13 protein-coding genes are annotated in these 19,687 nt (G+C 64.6%); 4 read left to right on the forward strand and 9 right to left on the reverse strand.

What is annotated here, in order from left to right; genetic code table 11:
- Positions 1-7: 7 nt before the first annotated feature.
- Both P0648_RS18740 and P0648_RS18745 read right to left on the reverse strand, forming a co-directional pair.
- Positions 8-214, reverse strand: coding sequence for a helix-turn-helix transcriptional regulator (locus P0648_RS18740; protein ID WP_276248711.1), 207 nt, complete (start codon positions 212-214; stop codon positions 8-10).
- Complete coding sequence (locus tag P0648_RS18745) at positions 211-627, reverse strand: DUF2178 domain-containing protein (protein WP_277506404.1); 417 nt, start codon at positions 625-627, stop codon at positions 211-213. The genes P0648_RS18740 and P0648_RS18745 overlap by 4 nt, the downstream gene beginning before the upstream one ends.
- A gap of 261 nt (positions 628-888) precedes the next feature.
- On the opposite strand from P0648_RS18745, the gene P0648_RS18750 reads away from it, so the two are divergent.
- Positions 889-2,343, forward strand: coding sequence for a ribonuclease H-like domain-containing protein (locus P0648_RS18750; RefSeq protein ID WP_276248713.1), 1,455 nt, complete (start codon positions 889-891; stop codon positions 2,341-2,343).
- Position 2,344: 1 nt separating this feature from the next.
- Positions 2,345-4,840, forward strand: coding sequence for a DEAD/DEAH box helicase (locus P0648_RS18755; RefSeq protein WP_277506406.1), 2,496 nt, complete (start codon positions 2,345-2,347; stop codon positions 4,838-4,840).
- Between the two features lie 35 nt (positions 4,841-4,875).
- On the opposite strand, the gene P0648_RS18760 is transcribed toward P0648_RS18755, so the two are convergent.
- The 7 genes from P0648_RS18760 to P0648_RS18790 all read right to left on the reverse strand — a co-directional run bounded on the left by P0648_RS18760 (position 4,876) and on the right by P0648_RS18790 (position 14,961).
- Entirely contained in the window at positions 4,876-5,610 is a 735-nt protein-coding gene (locus tag P0648_RS18760; RefSeq protein WP_276275214.1) for an aspartate/glutamate racemase family protein, read from the reverse strand.
- Positions 5,610-7,265 (reverse strand): hydantoinase B/oxoprolinase family protein, encoded by a 1,656-nt coding sequence (locus P0648_RS18765; RefSeq protein WP_276248715.1) that lies wholly within the window; start codon positions 7,263-7,265, stop codon positions 5,610-5,612. Before P0648_RS18765 ends, P0648_RS18760 begins: the two co-directional genes overlap by 1 nt.
- Entirely contained in the window at positions 7,262-9,292 is a 2,031-nt protein-coding gene (locus P0648_RS18770; protein WP_277506407.1) for a hydantoinase/oxoprolinase family protein, read from the reverse strand. Before P0648_RS18770 ends, P0648_RS18765 begins: the two co-directional genes overlap by 4 nt.
- Complete coding sequence (locus P0648_RS18775) at positions 9,293-10,501, reverse strand: Nramp family divalent metal transporter (protein ID WP_277506409.1); 1,209 nt, start codon at positions 10,499-10,501, stop codon at positions 9,293-9,295.
- A gap of 216 nt (positions 10,502-10,717) precedes the next feature.
- Positions 10,718-11,938, reverse strand: coding sequence for a CBS domain-containing protein (locus tag P0648_RS18780; protein WP_277506410.1), 1,221 nt, complete (start codon positions 11,936-11,938; stop codon positions 10,718-10,720).
- 84 nt (positions 11,939-12,022) lie between these two features.
- The gene (locus P0648_RS18785) at positions 12,023-14,035 is read right to left on the reverse strand and encodes an alkaline phosphatase D family protein (protein ID WP_276275021.1); all 2,013 of its coding nucleotides are present in this window, start codon (positions 14,033-14,035) and stop codon (positions 12,023-12,025) included.
- Positions 14,036-14,208: 173 nt separating this feature from the next.
- Positions 14,209-14,961, reverse strand: a complete 753-nt coding sequence (locus tag P0648_RS18790; protein ID WP_276248719.1) for a TrmB family transcriptional regulator — start codon at positions 14,959-14,961, stop codon at positions 14,209-14,211.
- A 321-nt stretch (positions 14,962-15,282) separates the two neighbouring features.
- Between P0648_RS18790 and P0648_RS18795 the strand changes: the two genes are divergently transcribed.
- The gene (locus P0648_RS18795; RefSeq protein WP_277506411.1) at positions 15,283-17,166 is read left to right on the forward strand and encodes a CARDB domain-containing protein; all 1,884 of its coding nucleotides are present in this window, start codon (positions 15,283-15,285) and stop codon (positions 17,164-17,166) included.
- On the forward strand, positions 17,167-19,614 hold the full coding sequence (locus P0648_RS18800; protein WP_276275018.1) for an RND family transporter: 2,448 nt from the start codon (positions 17,167-17,169) through the stop codon (positions 19,612-19,614).
- The last annotated feature ends 73 nt before the right edge of the window (positions 19,615-19,687 follow it).

Here is a 19,687-nt window from a genome sequence, read left to right on the forward strand (position 1 = left end):
CAGCAGCCTATTTTTCGCCGTCCAACTCGGGGTCGAATAGGTCCTCAACCGCACAGTCGAAGTAGGCGGCCAGTTTGAACGCGAGTACGAGCGAGGGGTCGTATCGACGTCGCTCGATGGCGTTGATGGTCTGGCGGGTGACGCCGACGGCGGCCGCGAGGTCGGCCTGGCTCAAACCTGCTGCCTCGCGTCGCCTGCGAACGTCGTTCTTCATCGCACGTAGCGCAGCCAGCCGTAGACGACGGCGTAGGTGACGAACACCGCGACGTACCCCCAGAGGACCGTCCAGAAGCCGGCGGGAAACGCATAGAGGTCGGTGTACGTGGCAATGCGGGCGGCGGACGCGCCGAGGACGAGCACCACCGCGAACAGCGTAATCGTGAGGTGGCTGGCCCGTCGTTCGAGCGCCTTGTCTCGCTCGTCGAAGAGCGTGACCGAGGAGCCACGCCAGACAGCGAGGAAGGCGACGATGCCGCCCCAGTACACCACTTCGCCGACCAGCGGGTAGTTGAGGAGTTCTCTGAGGGCAACGCCGAGGACGGTGCCAGCGATGACGAATCCGACCATCAGGCGGCGGTACAGGCGTTGTTTCGCGAGTGGGGACCGATGAGTTTGTGTTTGTGTCATTGGCAGATGTAAAACAGGCATTCCGTAAAGCTCGCTTTACAGTAAAGCGTACTTTACATCGCCTCTTAACTCTAAGGGTGCGACAGCTCCAAACTAGTTTGGACGTACAAACCGAACAAATCTCCTGTCCCGTAGTCAGTTCAGAGTCGCAGTTGCCGTGCTGTTTTGGCGTTGCTATGGCGGTCAGCGCGCGTGAGAACGGCGTTCGAACGAGTTACACCGAGGACGAAATCTTATGGCCGAAAGCGCGCAAGTGGACGTATGCAAACGGGGCAGGGCGCACGACTGCTCGCAGTTCGGTGTGACGCCGTCGCGGAGCTCGCGAGCGACGCCCTCGGTGACCTCGTCGCCCACTTCGACCCGGACCTCGTCTACGTCGTCCGTGAACGAGCTGACATGCGCACCGTGAGCCGACTCAAGCGCGCGAGTGACTGCTCAGTCATCCACGCCGACGGCCTGCGTGGCATCCGCACCGAGACAGTTAGCGGCGTGTCCCTCGCGTTCGTGAATTCGACGGCCCTCATCGCAGACGCCGCGACCCGGGGGAGCATTCCGAGGGACACAGACTACGTCATCTGCGACGGCCTCGAACCCCGGATCGACGCCGTCACGTTGGCGGCCAGCCTCGACGGTCTCGCGGACGTCACCCGCTTTCAGGCGTCTACAGACGGACAGACGACGTTTCTTACCGGCGCGTTCGAGGCGAGTTACGACCACGTGTGGGAGGCGACCGTCGAGGGCGAGGCGGTTCGCCTGCCGGTCCGCGGACTCGCGCCGCTTCGTCGGTCCGGCCACCCTGAACTCGCCTGTCTCACGTTCGACGGAGTGGGAAACATTGCGGTCACCTCGGCCCCGGCAGACCGATTCGGCCTGCAAGCGCTCTCGAACGTTGGGTCGACAACCGCGTTGCGGCTGAAGAAAGCTGGCTACGAAACCCGAGAGGCGGTTGCGGAGGCCAGCGAAGCGGACCTGCGGGCCATCCACGGCATCGGCGAGTCGACCGCCCGGACGATTCGACAGAGTGCCCGCGCGCTGGCCGAGGGGTGCGTCGTCCGCCAGACCGACGAACCAATTCCCGCAGCGACGTACTCGCCGCTGTTCGTGGACATCGAAACCGACGGCTTGAGTCCGACCATCATCTGGCTCGTCGGCGTGTACGACCCCGCCCGGGACGAATACGTGGACTTCGTGGACACCGCACCGTCCCACGACGACCCGGGCAAGGCGACCCGCGAGTTCGTCGAGTGGCTGGCCGCCGAATACGACCGCCCCTCACTCGTGACGTGGAACGGCCACAATTTCGACTTCAAGCACCTGAACAGCTTCATCGCCCATCACGCCCCCGAGTTCGCCGAGTTTTGGCGCGAGTCGGTGTTCGAATACGACCTCTACGACTGGGCGATTCGGCAGGGCAATGCCGTCCTCCCCGGCCGCACGAACCGCCTCGAAGCCGTGGCCGCCGCGCTCGGCCTCGAACGGGGCGCACAGGCCGCGTCGCTCGACGGAAAATCCCTCGCCCGTGCAGTCGGTCGGGCGCTCCAGTCGCCAGACCTCGCAAGCGAACTTGACTGGGAGGCCGCCCGCGCCTACTGCGAGGCAGACGTGCGCGAACTCGCCGCCGTGTACGAGGCAATCGCCGCGGCGACACCCGGCCGAGAACGCGCAGACGCACCAACCGACGATTCGACGACGCAGACCGGCCTCACGGACTTCTAAGATGCACGAAGACGACACCACCACAGACGGACTGGCGCTTTCCGGCGACGACCTCGCAGAGACGTACCCACCGAATCGCTACCGGGGGCAGGTCAAGGCGAAGTTCAATATTCCCGCACGTGAGGCGCAAACAGTCCCGGCCACCGAGTGTCTGCCGCCCGAACTCGCCACGCGCCTGCCGTTCGACCCGTGGACCCATCAGGCGACGGCCCTCTCCGCGCTTGACCGGGGAGCGAACGTCTGTGTCGCGACCAGTACCTCCTCGGGGAAGACGCTCGTCTACGCCCTCCACATCGCCCGCAGATATCTCGAAAACCCAGAGACGCGGGCGCTCATCGTCTACCCGACGAAGGCGCTCAGTCGCGACCAGGAGAAGGAACTGAACGACCTCTTCGACACACTCGGCCTCGACATCACCGTCGGCGTCTACGACGGCGACACCAAATCGAGCGAGAAGGGGCGCATCCGCGAGGAGGCGAACGTCGTCATCACGAACTTCGTCGGCCTCAACCAGTACCTCGAAGGTCACCATCTGTGGGCCGACTTCCACGCAAATTGCGAACTGGTCGTCGTGGACGAAGCCCACGTCTGGACCGGCCTGAGCGGGATGCACGTCGCGTGGATTCTCCGTCGCCTCCAGCGCGTCGTCGACTGGTACGGCGGCGACCCGCAGTACGCCCTCACGACGGCGACCATCGGAAATCCCGCTGTCCACGCCCATGCCCTGACCGGCCAGCCGGCAACCGTCGTAGAAGAAGACGGGTCGCCACGCGGCGAGCGCGACCTCGTGTTCTGGGACCCACCACAGAGTGGGAGTGAGTCGGATAGCGGACTCGAAGACTCCGGGTGGACGCCGCTCGCGAAACGGCCAGCGACCGTCGAAGCCCCCGAAGTCTGGGCGCACCTCTGTGCCGGCGGCGTCCAGTCGCTGTTGTTCTGTCCCTCGCGAAAACTCACGGAACTCGCCGTAGACAGGGGCAAAAACTTCCTCCGGGAGGCGAACCCGCTGGCGGACGACCTGCCTGCGCTCGAACCGTACAACGCCGGCCACGGCAAGGAGTCGCGCCGGGCGACCGAGTACCAGTTGAAAAAGGGCTTGCTCGACGGCGTGGCCACGACGAGTGCCCTCGAAGTGGGCATCAACATCGGCGGCGTCGACGGGACGGTGCTCATGGGCTATCCCGGCTCTCGTCAGTCGTTCTGGCAGCGAATCGGCCGCTCCGGACGCGACGAGCGCGAGGCGCTCTCGGTGTTCGTCCCCAACCACTCGACGCTCGACCAGTACATCCTCCACCACCCCGAGTACGTGCTGGAGGAAGACCACGAGAGCGCCGTCGTCGATTTGGAAAACAATCCGGTTTACCTTCAGAACGTCAACTGCGCCGCCCAGGAGTTGCCACTGACGTGGGTAGACGCCGACCGCTTTGGTGGGGAGTCGCGACTCGAACGCGCCGTCGAGTACTGCCGACGAACCGGGACGCTCGAAGGCACGCTCGACGGCGGGGTCATGTACGCCCACCGCAACCGCCCGCAGGACGCGGTGAGCCTCTACGCCTCGGGCGGCAACGCCTTCGACGTTCGGTGTCCGAGACGGGAGTCGTTCGACCACCAGCCAATCGGCCGTGACCGCGCCTACCGGGACTACCACGAGGGCGCGACCGTCCTCTACCAGGGCGACCAGTACCAGGTCACGACGCTCCGAGAGGACGTACCCCAGCCGTTCGTCGAACTCGAACCCGTGAACGTCGGCTACTACACCGAATCGCAGGGACAGGTCCACATCTTCGACACCGAGGTCGAAGAGTTCCGGATGATTGGCCCGTTCAGGCTCAACTGGGGCTACGGCACGGTGTCGGTCCACTACGCCTCCTACCTGAAACGCGACATCGGGTCGGGAGACGTCCACGACATCGGCCTCGAGACGGGACTTCCACCGCTCGAAATGCGCACCCAACTGTGCTGGGTCGAAGTCCCCGACGAACTCGAACTCGCCATGCTCTCGAAGCACAGCGACTACCAGAATCCCGAGTGTACGGACCTGCCGCCGCGCCTCCACGGCTACCTCGGCGGGATTCACGCCGTCGAACACGCGATGATTGGCGTCGCACCGCTCGAACTCAAGGTGGACGCCACCGACCTCGGCGGCCTCGCGACCAACCGCCTGCCCGGGACACCCGAATCGAGCGGCTGGTTCATCTACGACGGCGTCGAGGGCGGGATGGGCTTTTCGCGCGCCATCTACGACCACTTCGAGGCGGTCGCGCGTCGCGCCTACGACCTCATCGCCGACTGCTCGTGCGGCCGCGACGAGGGCTGTCCGGCCTGCACGATGGACGTTCGTTGCGGAAACGACAACCGACCGCTCTACTCGCCCGCGGCGACGGACGTGTTGCAGTACCTCCTCGGAAATCTGCGGCGGGAGGAACTGGAGACGTACATCGACGACGAAACAATCGAGGAGTTGCGCGGACAGCGGCCAAAAGGGTCGATTTCGTAGGAAGAAGGCGAGAGGGGAGGGAGCCCTGGGGACGCTTACCGAGCGTCTGGAGCCGGAAGCCCACCGGGCAACCCGTCGATGGCGAGGCCGGAAACGCGGGCGAGGTCCCAGAGCGTCGCGAGATTGCTGGAGAAGACGGGGACGCCGCCTGCTCCGAGTTCGTCGATGACCGAGAGCGTCGCGTAGTTCGTACACGAGATGAACAGCGCCTCTGCGTCCGGGGCCACTTCGAGCGCCGCCGACGCCTGCTCGCGGGCGTCTGCCGGGGTGAGTCTCCCGATGTCGGTGTTGCGCTCGATTCCCCGGCCGTCGAGGTGGCGCACGTCGAATCCGGCTTCGTCGAGATAGTCGCGTTCTCGGTCGTTCAGCTCCGCGATGTACGGCGTGGCAACCGCAATTCGCGACACGTCGAGTGCGTCGAGCACGCGGCGCACCGAGAGCGCCGTCGCAACGGCAGGCACGCCTGCGGCCTCGCTGAGTCGCGCTTCTAAGTCCGCGTCGAAGCCGTGGCCGTGGACGAGACTCCCCGTCGTGCAGGCGTAGGCGATGGCGTCGACTTCGGCGTCAGCCAGTCGCTCGGCTGCGGCGACGGCGTCGTCGGCCATTGCATCCAGCCCCTCGACGGTCACGTCAACGAGCGGCATTCTGGCCGCGTGGACCGACACGTCCGCGGGCGTCCAGTAGGCGAACTCCGGTTCGACCGTCGTGTTCGAGGATGGGACGACGACGCCGAGTTTCAGGCGGTCGCCGTGGGTCGTGGGGTCGTTCATCATTCGTCTCCGTCCGCCTTCTCGTCGAGGCGGTCCTGTTCGCGGAGTGCCGGGTCCCGGTCGTCCGGGTTCCCGTAGCCCCCGCCGCCCGGTGTGAGAACGGTGACGGTCGTTCCGGCGTCCACGTCGACCGAGGTCTTCGCGGCGACGGGTTCGCCGTCGATGAGGTTGCGGCCGACCGCGCCGTCTTTGCCGCCGGCGAGCCCCTTCGGCGGGATGCGCCGACGCTCGGTCAGCAGCGAGACGGTGGCGTCTTCTTGAATGGTGACCGAGCGCTCGAGGCCGAGTCCCCCGCGGAACCGGCCGTCGCCGCCGCTTCCTGCGCGAAGTCCGTAGCGTTCGACGTGGAGCGGGTAGGCCGTCTCCAGCGCTTCGACGGGTGTGTTGAGCGTGTTGGTCATGCCGACCTGCACGCCGTCCATCCCGTCTTTGGTCGGGCGGGCACCGAATCCGCCGCCGATGGTCTCGTAGTAGGTGAACGACCCCGTGCGACTGCCGATGATGAGGTTGTTCATCGTCCCCTGCCCGCCCGCTGGCACGCGGTCTGGGACAGCCTCCGCGAACGCGGCGAGGACGACGTCGGTCACGCGCTGGCTGGTCTCGACGTTCCCGCCGACGACGGCCGCCGGTAGGTTCGGATTCAGCACCGAGCCGTCGGGTACGTTGAGCGTGACCGGGTCGTAACAGCCCTGATTCGGCGGAATCTCGGGATCGGTCACGCAGCGAACCACGAAGTAGACCGCTGACTTCGCGACCGCGAGCGGCGCGTTCAGGTTGCCCGGCACCTGGGCTGCCGTCCCCTCGAAATCGACGATAATCTCGTCGCCGTCGACGGTGACCGTCGTCTCGATTGGGATTTCGACCGTTTCCGGATCCACGTCCGACTGGTGTTCGAGGACGCCGTCACCTTCGAGTACGTCGCGGGCGGCGTACGTCCCGTCCGGCAGGTCGCGAATCTCGGCGGCGATGCGGTCGCGCGAGTAGTCGATAACGGCGTCGAACGCCCCGAGCACGAGGTCGCCGTGTTCGGTGAGCAGGTCGCCGAGGCGCTCCTCGGCGCGGTCGTTCGCCGCAATCTGCGCACGGAGGTCTGCCCGACGTTCGTCCGGCGTTCTGACGTTCGCGAGGATGAGCCCCATCACGTCCTCGTTGACCTCGCCGCCTGACACGAGTCGGGTTGGGGGTAGTCTGAGCCCTTCTTGGTACACTTCGCGCGCGCCGGCAGGCATGCTGCCCGGCGTCATCCCACCCACGTCGGCGTGGTGGGCGCGTGAGACAGCGTATCCGACGACTTCACCGCGGGGCGCGAGCGGCGAGACGAGCGTCACGTCCGGCAGGTGCGTCCCGCCGTCGAACGGGTCGTTGAGGATGAACACGTCGCCGGGCTGGGGGTCGCGTTCCAGCACGGCGTCGACGGCTTCGGGCATCGCGCCGAGGTGGACCGGGATGTGCTCTGCCTGCGCAATCATTCGGCCTTTGGCGTCGAAGAGCGCGGTCGAGCAGTCCTGGCGCTCCTTGATGTTCGGGGAGTACGACCCCGTGATGAGCACCTGACCCATCTCCTCTGCGACGCTTTCGAGCTGGTTGCGGAGGATTTCGAGCGTCACGGCGTCGATGTCAGCACCATCGTTCGAAGGGACGGCGTTGTTCGTCATTGGTCCACCTCCGTGAGGACGAGGGTTCCATCGACGCGCACCGTCGCCTCCCATCGTGGCGGCACGACGACGGTACTCTCGTCCTGTTCAACGACTGCTGGGCCGATGACCGTCTCGCCCGGCGGCAGGCGCATCCGGTCGTAGATGGTGGTCGTGTAGGCTCCGTCCGCGAAGTGTGCCTCGCGCTCGTCGACGACGGCGTCGCCGGGTGCGTCGTAGGTGACTGCTGGGTCTGCGCGTTCGACGACTGCTTCGGCACGGACGTTCACGAGGTCGACCGCCTCGTCCATCCGGTAGCCGTAGGCCGTTTCGTGGGCCGCGTGGAATCGCTTGGCGGCGGCCTCGGGGTCGAACGGCGTATCGACGGGGACGGTGAGTTCGAAACTTTGCCCTGCGTACCGGAGGTCTGCCCGGCGGGTGACGACGGCCGCGTCCGGGTCGCTGCACTCGTCGCGCACCGACGCTTCGAGGTCGGCGTAGGTGGCCTCCATCTCGTCTACGTCGATTGCGTCGAGCGGTCGGCGGTTCGTCCGCACCACGTCGTGTTTCTCGTCTGCGGCGAGCAGGCCGAACGCAGAGAGCACGCCACAGGCGCGTGGGGCGACCACCGTGCCGATGTCGAGGCGGTCTGCGAGAGCCGCGGCGTGCATCGGTCCGGCACCGCCGAAGGCGACGAGGCCGAAGTTCCGTGGGTCGTAGCCACGTTCGAGCGTGACCGCGCGGATGGCGCGAGTCATCGTCGCGTTGGCGACGCGGTACATCCCCTGTGCGGCCGCGAGCGGGCCGTCGAGGCCAGCCTCGTCTGCGAGTTCTGCGAGCGAGTCGCGGGCGGCGTCCACGTCGATGGACAGTTCGCCGCCGAGGCTGGTGCTCGACCCGATGTAGCCGAGGACGACGTTCGCGTCGGTGACCGTCGGGTCGGTGCCGCCGCGTCCGTAGCAGACCGGGCCGGGGTTCGCGCCGGCCGATTCGGGGCCGATGCGGAGCGCACCCCCCGGGTCAACCCAGCCCTTGCTGCCGCCGCCGGCACCGACCGTGGTCACGTCGACCATCGGCGTCTTGATGGGGCGACCGTTGATTTTGGCGTTGGTGGTCTGCTCCACCGCGCCGTCGCGGACGAGACTCACGTCCGAGGACGTGCCACCCATGTCGAAGGTGACGAGGCCTTCGAGACCGCGGTCTGCGGCGACGTCGTTAACGCTCGCCCGAGCGCCAACCACGCCGGCGGCCGGCCCGGACATACACGTCCGAACCGCGTGATTGCGGACCGTCGTGGCGTCGGTGATGCCACCGTTTGCCTGCATGACGTGCGGTTCGGGCACGCCGGCGTCCGCGGCTCTTTCGACCAACCGGCCGATGTAGGCGTCGATGGCCGGGGTGACGTATGCGTCTGCGACGGTCGTCGAGGTGCGTTCGTACTCGCGGAACTCTGCGAGCACCTCGTGGGAGACGGAGACGGGAACGTCGAGTTCGCCTTCGAGAATCTCCGCGACGGCCGACTCGTTTTCGGGGTGTGCGTAGGCGTGGAGCAGGCAGACCGCGACGGCCTCCACGCCCGAGTTTCGAATCGAGGCGGCCACCTCGCGGACCGAAGCAGCGTCTACCGACTGGGTGACGCCCTCGGTCGTGGCGCGTTCGCCGACCGTGAATCGACGGCGGCGTGGGACGAGCGGCGCTGGCTTGTCGGCGTTGATGTCGTACAGAGATGGCCGGTCCTGGCGGCCGATTTCGAGGACGTCGCGGAAGCCCTCAGTAGTGACGAGCGCCGTCTTCGCGCCGTCTTCTTCCAGCAGCGCGTTGACCGAGACGGTCATGGCGTGGGCGAAGTCGTCGATGTCGCCGGGTGCGATGCCCGCCTTTTCACAGGCTTTCTCGATGCCGTTCATCACGCCGACGCTCTGGTCTGCGGTACTCGGCACCTTCGCAGTGATGAGGTCGTTGCCGCGAAGCAGGACCACGTCCGTGAACGTGCCGCCGACGTCCACGCCGACGGTCGTTTCTGGCGGCTGGTTGCCCCCCGTGTTCATTCAGAATACCCCCGCGAGCGAGAGGAGACTGCGGACGCCGAGCCAGATGACGATGAGCGTGACAAGTCCGCCGAGGACGTTCTGTGCAGTCGAATTGACGTAGGATTGGAGTTTGGAGCGATCATTCATTATCAGGATGAGGAAGAGTGCGATGATCGGGAGGAGAATCCCGTTTGCGACCTGTGCGAACAGGATGGCTCTGACGGGGCTGAGCCCGATGGCAGAGAAGACGATACCAGTCGCGAGGATGGTCATCCACACAGCGCGGAACTTTCGCGAGGTGAGGTCGCGTTCCCAGCCGAGAGCACCGGCCGTCGCGTAGGCACCCGCGAGCGGCGCGGTCGTCGCGCTGGTGAACCCGGCGGCGAACAGGCCGATGCTGAAGAACACCTTCGCGTAGGTGCCTGCGACGGGTTCGAGTTGCTCGGCCATCGTCCCGACGTCCGAGATTTCCGTCCCGACAGGGAAGACGGCGGCCGCGGAAACGAGAATCGAGAGCGTGATGAATCCACCGACGACGATCGAGGCAATGGTGTCCGTGCGACACGCCGCGAGGTCCTCGGGGCCGCCCCAGCGTTCCTGGACGCTGCTCGCGTGCAGGAAAAGGTTGTAGCCGACGACGGTGGTGCCGACGAGGCCCGTGATGAGGAATGCAGAGCCCTCGGGGACGGTCGGGACGAACCCGGTCGCAATTGCGCCGAGGTCCGGGCCGATGAGGATGGCGTCGATGAGGAACGAGACGCCCATGATGGCCACGAGCGCGATGAGCGCCCGTTCGATGAGTTTGTACTTACCCGTCCACAGCAGCGCCCCCGCGATGAGGCCCATCAACGGTCCCCAGAGCGAGGCGCTCACGCCGGTCACGGTTTCGAGGCCCGCTGCACCGCCGAGAATGTTGCCCGTCTCGTAGGCGGCGGTCCCGATGCCGATGGCGCTCACGACGAGCGCGATGCTCGCGTAGCGGAGCGCAGGATTGTCGAAGCGGTTTCGCAGCGCCTCGCCCAGTCCTTCGCGGGTGACGAGGCCCAGACGGGCGCTCATCTCCTGGAGGATGATGGTCGCGACGACCGAAAACGCGATGGTCCAGATGAGCGCGTACCCGAAGCGCGCACCCGTGACGCTGGCCGTCGTGACCGTGCCGGGGCCGATGAATGCCGCTGCAACCATCGCCCCGGGACCGATTGCCCGGAGTCGTTCCACGATGTTCATTGCTTACACCTCTTGCGAGACATGTTCACACGAAACGCGATTATGGGTTAAAATGTTGTTATGACCCGTGTGTATGCAGTACACGGGCTGTATGAGACTGTATGAACAATTGTGAAGGTAGAGAACGCACAGCAGGAGCGGGATGAACCGGTTGGCTCGAATCTACACGATGGCTACATGAGGCAGAGGAGGCGTCCTCCCCTGCCGTGAGGTCACTCAACCGCCGAGCCACCAGCCGTAGAGACGCTCCTGCTCGGCTAGGCTTGGGTGTTTTTTCGAACTGGCGTACGTCTTTCCCTTGAGGAGTTGGCGTTCGACGGCGTTTGCCGCGAGGCGAATGGCGTGTGACGCACCGTAGCCCTCGCCGTCGGCCGTGAAGTAGCCCCTATCGGTGACCAATCGAATCCGAGCGAGAATCAGCGGCACGCCCCGACTCATCTCTTTGTGCTCTTTGAGTTCGATACTCGCCTTGATGACATTCATCTGGCGATACTTTGTGTCGAGACCCTCGATTAGCGTCGAGACCTCCTCGTAGTCCATGTCGTCGAGCAGTTCGATGCCGCTGACCTGCACCCCACGTCGCCCCGTTTCCTCCCAGGTGAGCGCCTCGATGACGTCAGTCTTCGTGATGATTCCAACCGGCTCGGTCGCACTGTCAGCCGTGACGACGAGCGAGGAGGTTTCTCGGTCGAACATCGTTTCGACCACTTCGTCGAGGGTAGCATCGCGGCTCACCGTAACGACTCCATCAGTCATCAAATCACGCACGGGGAGGTCGAGCATACGGTCTGTATCACCTTCGCGTGCACCGAACCCACCGTGGGTACCACCGGCTTTCTGCCCGCCACCACCGCGCCCACCGAAATCACCAGCCGTTCCACCCTGGCTCTTGCGCCCGCCGCGCGTCGTGAACTCGATGACATCGTACAGGCTCAACATCCCCACTAGTGTTCCTGCTTCGGTGACCGGCAGATGCGTGATACGGGCTCGGCGGAGCGTGTTGAGAGCCTCCCCAAGCGTGGTATCGGGTGCTGCACGCAACAGTTCCTCAGAGTAGGCGTCGTCGACGGTCACGACGTCGAGGAACGGTTTTACGGCTTCGAGCACCGCATTCGCGGTTACCACGCCGAGGATGTGGTCATTCTCCACCACCGGGAGCGTTTTCGCGCCACTTCCGATCATGAGGCGGGCGACTTCGCGGACGTCCTCCGTCCGCTCGACGGTCGGCACGTGGTGGAGTTGTGACCCCACTTTGGCTGACGAGTGATTGGACGACGCTGCCAGTTGACGGCGGGTAACGATGCCCCAATATTCGTCTCCGTCTGTCACGATGACCGCGTCAAGCTGTTGATTTGCGAACGCACCAGCGACCTTCGAAAGCGGCGCGCCGATATCGAACTCGACGAACTCCGACGAAATGACCTCAGCGATATCCATCGTCTTTCACCTCACTGAGGTAAGCGTGATGAACGGTTAGCCCTGTCTCACCGACCGAAAAGCTGCGTGTGCTGGGTACGGTGCTCAGTCCCGTTCGAGGACGACGCTGTCGAGATAGCTTCGGTCGTCGCCAGCACGATACTCACCCCGAATCCGAATCAATTCGAGATTCGACAGCACCTCGCGGAACGCCTCCTCGGTCGCGAGTGGCTCCTCGCTCTGCATATCTACCCACGTCGCTGCTGCGGTAAGCGGGGCATCGAGCGTCGTCCACTCCGTTTCCGGAGTCGAGTCGGGCCCGCGGAACTCGTAGACGAGTTTGCGGTCGCCACTCTGGAGCAGGATATCTCCTCCTTCGATTGGGTCGGCGTCGAACTGCTGGTCAGTTTGCTTTTGGCGAATGTCGAACGAGAGCGTGCCACCGTAGAACGCCTCCCGGTTGCCGAGGAATTTGAACGGTGCCTGATAGTACCACGCCACGCCGCCCTGGTTCTCCTCGTCGCTGACGTGCCCGCCTGGGCTGCCGCCCTCGGCGTGATATTCCGGTCGGTCGCTGCCGCCGTTTTTCGAGACGAGCCAGCCCTCTGGGTCGTCGTCGAAGGTGCTCTCGATGCGGGCCGGAACCGCGGTGGGTTCGAGGACTGACGCCTCGATGGTCTTCTCGAATTGCTCGTCGCCGTCCTCGTCGAAGATGCTGACGGTGAGCGTCTCACCCGACTCTCCAATCGAGATGGTCCCGAAGTTCAGGTAGCCGCCTTTCGCGAAGAATTTCGTCGGGTTGAGCGGGGCGTACAGGTCGTCCGGTTCGCCGGAGGGTGCGCCCAGTGGGCCGGCAATGGCTTCGTAGAACTCGAATTCGCCGTCGTCGTCAGGGTCGTATGCGCCGACGACAGACTTGTGAACGTCGCCTGCCACCACAACGAGATTCGAAATCGGTTCGGTCTGGATGTGTTCAACCACGTCGAGGAGTTCGGCCTCGTAGCCGGTCCGCTCAGTCTCGGTCGCCCAGGAGTCGGACGGATAGCCGAGCGGCGCGGGCGAGGCGAGGATTTTCCACGTCGCGTCCGAGTCGGAGAGCGCGTCCTTCAGCCAGGCGAGTTGCTCCGCACCGAGTAGCGTCTTCGAATCGAGGTCGATGTTTGGGTCACGGTACTGGCGGGTGTCGAGGATGAACAGTTCCATGTGCTCGCCCCAGCGGAACGAGTCGTAGAGGCGGTGTTCGTAACCCTTTCCGCGCCCACCTCGGTCGAGTGGCCAGTACTCCTCGAACGCCCGACGGCCCTCGGGCATGAGCGGTTCGATAGGCCCCGCAAAATTGTTGATGACCTCGTGGTCGTCCCAGACGGTGTAGACGGACGTCGATTCGAGCAATCGCATCAGGTTAGACCGGTCTGCAATCTCAGCGGGTGGGTCGCGCATCTCCTTGTACTTCCCCCGGTAGATGTCGAGAGCTTCGCCGGGAGGCGTGTTGTCGGTAATCTTCCCGGCCGGCGTGTCGGCGTCGGCGTAGATGGTGTCACCGAGGTAGAGGAAGAACTCGGGATCGAGATCAGCTATCGTCTGCAACCCCGTGAACGGCGGCTCGATAGGGTTAGTGCCGTACCCCCACGTGTCACCAGTCCAGGCGAAAGTGACTGGCGCAGCGTCAGTTTCCTTCGGTGGCGTGACGAAGGTGCCAGTCGGTGCGGAGGCGGGAGCGTCCGAGGCGGACTCGTTCCGGTTCGTCGCCCACGCTCGGTAATGATAGCGCGTCCCTGACTGGAGTCCGCTCAGACGAATGGTCCCCGTGTAGTCGGTTGTCGAATCGACCGTCGTTCGCTGCTCGCGTGCGCTGTCGAACGAGTCGTCGACGCTGAATTCGACGTGAAGAACGCCCTCGTCTGCGGCCCGCGCCCAGACGACGGCTGTCGTGGCTGTTACGTCGCCTGCCGCGACCCCATGGGTCAGGGGGACAGTGTCCGCCCCGGTCTGCTCTGCGCTCACGGTTCCAGCAAGTGTCGTCGCTGCGGCCGCCGTACCGCCAATTGTCTTGAGGAAGGTGCGTCGTTCGTCGTCCGGTTCGTCTTCGCTGGCGTTGGGTTGATTTGTCGGGGGCATCGAAGCTTCGCCAGAAATTTTAGCGAATTAGTATTTTGAATTTTATATGAAGACAACATAGAAATATAGTGAAGAAATAGCGTTTCGCCGCCAGATTTCCGCCGTGCTCACTCGTCTTTCTCGCAGCGTACGGCTTCGTGCGTCCTTCCCGTGCGAGGAGCCAAAACGGTGTGTCACCCGCGCAGATGCGATTCGAACAGCCCGATGAAAATCTGGGCGAAACCCGAATCCGAACTGAGAATTCCCGTCTCCTGGGGGTTCCCGAACGACTCGTTCAGGATGCCAATCATGATGGTGCGCCCGTCCACCATGAGGAAGCGACCGGCAATCGTCGACTCCGTGTCGACTTCGTGGGGTGGTCGGTGGACCGAAACGTCGGCGATTGTCTCAGCCCACTCGATGACTGACTCGTCCTCCGAGATGACCGTGACCACACAGCCACGGGCCACGGCCGCGGCCAGGGCGTTTTCGAGGGCAGGGGTGTGCAGGCGTTCGCCGACGGCGAGGACGACCTGTCGGTCTGCCTCACGAATCAGCGATTCGATGCGGTCGGTTATCGTGGCCGACCCCCGGAGCATCCAGATGTTCTCCTGGTGGGCTTCGTCCCCAGCGCCCTCGCCCTGAACGGTTTCGAGGTACGAAAAGGCCCGATTCGTCTCCACGTCGAGGCGGTCTCTCAGTCGCTGTTCTGCCTCGTCGAGCGACACCGAACGGTACCGCTTTGGCGTCTCCTGTTGGACCTCGACGAGGCCTCTCGCTTCGAGGTCGTCCGCCGCGCCGTACACCTGCGAGCGCGGAACGTCGGTCGTCGCGTCGATGTCGCTCGCGGTCGCGGGACCGAGACGCTGTAAGGCGACGAACACCTTCGCCTCGTAGGTGGACAGACCGAGGCGGCGCAGTGCCGTGAGACCATCTGGGTCGCTCATGTGTCTGCGTTGGCCGCTCGCGGCAGCGGGCGGAGTCGGCCCCTCCCGAGCGAACGCGACTGGGTCGAGAAGCGAGACGATAGCACACCCTAACTGAACACTCGGTCAAGATAAGTCCACCGCTCGTATCGCGGTCAAAGTAACGAATTTTCCGGAGAAAAATCGACACCATAAGGCCGAATACTGGAATCCAGTACTGTTTGTAGGATAGTACAAACACTTTTAGCGATGGGACCGTTAGCCACGAATTGAACAAATGTTCAGCCCATACGTGCTGGCGAGAACTGGTTCCTCCTCGTCGGCGATACGGAGGCACCATCGATGAGACGGGCGGCTGCGGTCGGCCTGGTCCTGTTGCTGGTCGGGTCCGCGCTTGGCGCGACCGGGCTCGGGGCGGCGACCACACTTCAACCGGGCTTTTCTGCGTACGCACCGGACAACACCGTCCAGCCGGGTTCGCAGACCTCACTCGGCGTCCAACTCGTTAATTCGGCCACGAGCGGGGCGGGTAACGCCTCGGGAACCGCCCGGAACGTCCGCGTCTCTCTCGACGAGAATGGCGCGCCCATCGACGTGAAGACCGGGACGATTCCACTCGGGTCGGTCCCGAACGGCGCGACGATACCCGCGACGTTCGCCATCACCGTAGACGAGGACGCGAAACCGGGCACCTACGACGTTGACGTGGACGTTCGCTACGAGTACACGAACGCAGACGGCGAGACCGTCACGAGAACCGCTCGCCCAGAAATCGAAGTCGAAGTCGCAAACGGGGCGCGCTTTCAGGTGAACGACGTTCGCTCCGACGTGAGCGTCGGCGAACGCGGTGACGTCACGTTCGACCTCGAAAACGTCGGCGACGAGGTCACTTCGGCCGTCGTCGAGGTGCAATCTGGCTCGCCGACCATCGCCTTTGGCAACAGCGCCAGCGCCTCGCGTTACGTCGGCGAATGGGGCGACGACGAGACGAAGCAGGTGAGCTTCGAGGGGATGGCGACTCCCGACGCGGAAACCCGGCCGCTGCCCCTCTACGTCACCGTGACCTACGAGACGGAAGACGGCATCACACAGACCTCACAGAAACTCACGACGAGCGTGACGCCAGCCGGAAAACAGACCGCCCAACTCACCGACGTGTCGAGTCGCCTCTTCGTCGGTGAGAAAGGGACGCTCACCGCGACGGTGACGAATCGTGGGCCGAATCCGCTCCACGACGCCACCATCGCCATGCAACCGAACGGTGAGACGGTCGTGCCCGTCGAGCCGAGCCAGCCGCTCGGCACGCTCGACGTGGGCGAATCGGCGACCATCGAGTACCCAATCCGCGTCGCAGAGAGCGCAGAACCCGGCCCGCGACAGTTCTCGTTCGTCGTCAACTACCAGAACGCGGACGACGAATCCCGACAGACGTCACCGCTCATGACCCGCGTCACGGTCGGTGACGAACAGGACTTCGCGCTCGATTCGGTCGTTGCAAACCTCCGCGTGGACACCGAAGGACGAGTGCAGGGAACGCTCGTGAACGACGGACCCGTTGGCGTCGAAAACGCCGTCGTGGTCCTCCAGCCGATTGGAACGGGCATCAGCACCCAATCCCCGGAGTACGCCGTCGGGTCGCTCGAAGCCGGTGGAGAGGCCTCGTTCTCCTTCCCGGTTTCCGTGAGCGAAGGCAGTGAGGCCGGCCCCCGACAGTTCTCCGTCGTCGTGCAGTACCAGAACGCAGACGGCGAGCAACGAAAGAGCCGCACGCTGAGCGAGCAGGTCACAGTCGCCGGACAGCGTGACGTGTTCAGCGTCGAACCGGTCAACACCTCGCTCGCGGCGGGTTCGAGCGACAGCGTCACCCTCCGTCTCTCGAACAACGGCGACCAGAACCTCACGAACATCAACGCCAAAGCGTTCGTCGACGACCCGATTTCGGCCGACAGCGACGAATCCTACGTGCCGTCGCTCGCAGCGGGTGAATCGACGACCGTCGAGTTCGAGCTTTCGGCCACCGAAGACGCCGACGAGCGGGCCTACCCGCTCAAACTCGACTTCCAGTACGACGAGCCGGACGGTGACACCCGCCTCTCTGACACCTACCAGGTGCCAATTCGGCTGACTGCCGCCACGGACGATGGGGGCGTCTCGATGACGCTCATCGGCGGCGTGGCCGTCGTGTTACTCGGCGCGATTGGCTTCGCCTACACGCGATACCGATAGATGGTGTCTGTAGACTCGATTCTCGAACGACTCGACCGGTGGATCGTCGACCGCCCGAAGACGGTGGTCGTCGCCTTCCTTCTCGTGACAGCGGTACTCGCCGCCGGACTCGGCGGCGTGAGCACCGACGCCGGAACGAGCCAGTTCCTCGACGGCGTGCCCGCACAGGAAGCCTTCGAGGAGGTAAACGAGGAGTTCGGGCCGGGCGCGTTCGAGACGGACACCGGGTCGACCCAGCTCATCCAGCGGAGCGAAAACGTCCTCTCGAAACCCGCACTGCTCCGGATGCTCGCGCTACAGGAGCGCATCGCAGCCCAGGAGGACCTCCGGGTCACGGGGACGTCGAGCGCGGCGCAAATCGTTGCCCGGCAACTCGACCCGAACGCGACGACACTGTCGGCTCAGCAGGAGGCAATTCGACTGGCGACGCCCGGCGAAGTCGATGCCGCCGTCGAACGGGCGGCCGCTGCGCCCGGATTCGCCTCACTTCTGAGCACCGACTTCAACGCCGAAGCGGCGACCGCCTCCGCAACAATCGGTGCGGTTACCCACGAGGTTCCAGGCGGGGTGTCCTCGTCGGCAGGCACGAGCGGGACGAGTCCGCTCACCGACATCCAGCGGAGCGTCGAACACATTGCAAACGCCGCAGACGGCGAATTCACGGTGTTCGGCAGCGGCATCACTTCCGGCGAACTGTCGGGCGTCATCGGTGACTCGCTCGCCATCGTCGTGCCCGCCGCGCTCGTGCTCATCCTCGTGTTTATGCTGTTCGCCTATCGCGACCCCATCGACCTGCTGCTTGGACTGGTCGCCCTCGGGATGACCATCGTCTGGACGTTCGGGTTCATGGGCCTCGCCGGCATCCCGTTCGGCCAGATGACCATCGCCGTCCCCGTCCTGTTGCTCGCGGTGGGCATCGACTTCGGAATCCACGCCATCAATCGCTACCGCGAGGAGCGGGCGACGGGGAAGGGAATCCGTGGCTCAATGCGTCCGACGACGGACCAACTGCTCGTCGCGTTCTTCATCGTCACCGGGACGACGGTGCTCGGATTCGCGGCCAACCTGCTGAGCAACCTCGGTCCCATCCGGGATTTCGGGCTGGTCGCAGCCATCGGCATCGTCTTTACGTTCCTCATCTTCGGGGTGTTCCTCCCATCGCTCAAGATTCTCTTAGACGAGTGGCGCGAACGTGCTGGCGTCCCTGCGTTCAATTCGACGCCCATCGGGAGCGGTGACTCCGCCTTCGGCCGGGCGCTCACGGTCGGCAACTGGTTCGCCGCCCGCGCGCCCAAGGCGTTTCTCGGGCTGTTGCTCGTCACTTCGGCCGCCGCTGGCGCGTACGGAACCGGCGTGGATACGTCCTTCTCACAGGAGGACTTCCTGCCGCCCGAAGACATACCGGACTACATCGAGGCGCTCCCCGAACCGTTCGCACCCGGCGACTACACCGTCACGAAGTCGCTTAATTTCCTGGAGGAAAACTTCGAGTCCGCACAGGGCAACACAGTCACGGTGTTCATCGACGAACCGATGCGCCAGGACGACAGTTTAGAGCAGATTCACCGCGCCTCACAGACGCCGCCACCGTCGTTCGTCACCCGTGACCGCGAGGCAGAAGCGTCGAGCATCGTCAGCGTGATTCGGTCCTACGCCAGACAGGACTCGCAGTTCGCCGCGCTGGTCGAGCGAAACGACCTGAACGACAACGGCGTTCCCGACGACAACCTCGAAGCCATCTACGAATACCTGCTCGATTCGCCGGTCCGCGAGCAGGCACTCTCGTACGTGAGCGAGGACTTCAGTACGGCACGCGTCGTCTACTCCACGGAAGCCTCTGCGACGCAGGGCGAGGTGACCGCAGACGGACGAGCGGTTGCCGCCGAGTATCGGATGACCGCCATCGCAACGGGCCAGACGGTGGTGTTCGCCGCGATTACGGACATCATCTTCGCGTCGGCCATCCAGAGCCTCATCGCTGCGCTCGTCGCCACGGGCATCTTCCTCGTGTTCGTCTACTGGCTACTCGAAGGTCGCCCGTCGCTCGGCGTGCTCAATCTCATCCCCATCGTCGTGACCGTCGCGCTGCTCGCGGGGTCGATGCGGTTGCTGGACATTCCGCTAAACGCCCTCACCGCGACGGTGCTCTCTATCGCCATCGGACTCGGCATCGACTACTCCGCCCACATCGTCCACCGATTCGCCGAGGAGTACGACGAGAAGGGCGAGGTTCACGGCGCCCTCGACGACTCGGTTCGAGGTACCGGTGGGGCACTCGCCGGGTCGATGCTGACGACCACGACGGGAACCGGAGTTCTCGCGCTGGCGATTACGCCCGTCCTCGGTCAGTTCGGACTCGTCATCGCGCTGAGCGTGTTCTTCTCGTTCGTCGCCTCGTTGCTCGTCACGCCGTCTGCGGCCGTCATCTGGGACGACATCGTCGCGTGAAAGCTCGCGGCGGCCGGCTTTTTATAGCGAAACCTTCTTGCTGAACGAATGTTTAGTCAAAGTAGGCCGTAAT

The organism is Haladaptatus sp. DYSN1 (assembly GCF_029489995.1).
Lineage (GTDB): Archaea > Halobacteriota > Halobacteria > Halobacteriales > Halococcaceae > QDMS2.

What these genes read in the sequence shown, in the direction of transcription:
- P0648_RS18740 (WP_276248711.1), bottom strand. Translation starts at nt 214, where the DNA reads ATGAAGAACGACGTTCGCAGGCGACGCGAGGCAGCAGGTTTGAGCCAG.
- P0648_RS18745 (WP_277506404.1), bottom strand. Translation starts at nt 627, where the DNA reads ATGACACAAACACAAACTCATCGGTCCCCACTCGCGAAACAACGCCTG.
- P0648_RS18750 (WP_276248713.1), top strand. Translation starts at nt 889, where the DNA reads ATGCAAACGGGGCAGGGCGCACGACTGCTCGCAGTTCGGTGTGACGCC.
- P0648_RS18755 (WP_277506406.1), top strand. Translation starts at nt 2,345, where the DNA reads ATGCACGAAGACGACACCACCACAGACGGACTGGCGCTTTCCGGCGAC.
- P0648_RS18760 (WP_276275214.1), bottom strand. Translation starts at nt 5,610, where the DNA reads ATGAACGACCCCACGACCCACGGCGACCGCCTGAAACTCGGCGTCGTC.
- P0648_RS18765 (WP_276248715.1), bottom strand. Translation starts at nt 7,265, where the DNA reads ATGACGAACAACGCCGTCCCTTCGAACGATGGTGCTGACATCGACGCC.
- P0648_RS18770 (WP_277506407.1), bottom strand. Translation starts at nt 9,292, where the DNA reads ATGAACACGGGGGGCAACCAGCCGCCAGAAACGACCGTCGGCGTGGAC.
- P0648_RS18775 (WP_277506409.1), bottom strand. Translation starts at nt 10,501, where the DNA reads ATGAACATCGTGGAACGACTCCGGGCAATCGGTCCCGGGGCGATGGTT.
- P0648_RS18780 (WP_277506410.1), bottom strand. Translation starts at nt 11,938, where the DNA reads ATGGATATCGCTGAGGTCATTTCGTCGGAGTTCGTCGAGTTCGATATC.
- P0648_RS18785 (WP_276275021.1), bottom strand. Translation starts at nt 14,035, where the DNA reads ATGCCCCCGACAAATCAACCCAACGCCAGCGAAGACGAACCGGACGAC.
- P0648_RS18790 (WP_276248719.1), bottom strand. Translation starts at nt 14,961, where the DNA reads ATGAGCGACCCAGATGGTCTCACGGCACTGCGCCGCCTCGGTCTGTCC.
- P0648_RS18795 (WP_277506411.1), top strand. Translation starts at nt 15,283, where the DNA reads ATGAGACGGGCGGCTGCGGTCGGCCTGGTCCTGTTGCTGGTCGGGTCC.
- P0648_RS18800 (WP_276275018.1), top strand. Translation starts at nt 17,167, where the DNA reads ATGGTGTCTGTAGACTCGATTCTCGAACGACTCGACCGGTGGATCGTC.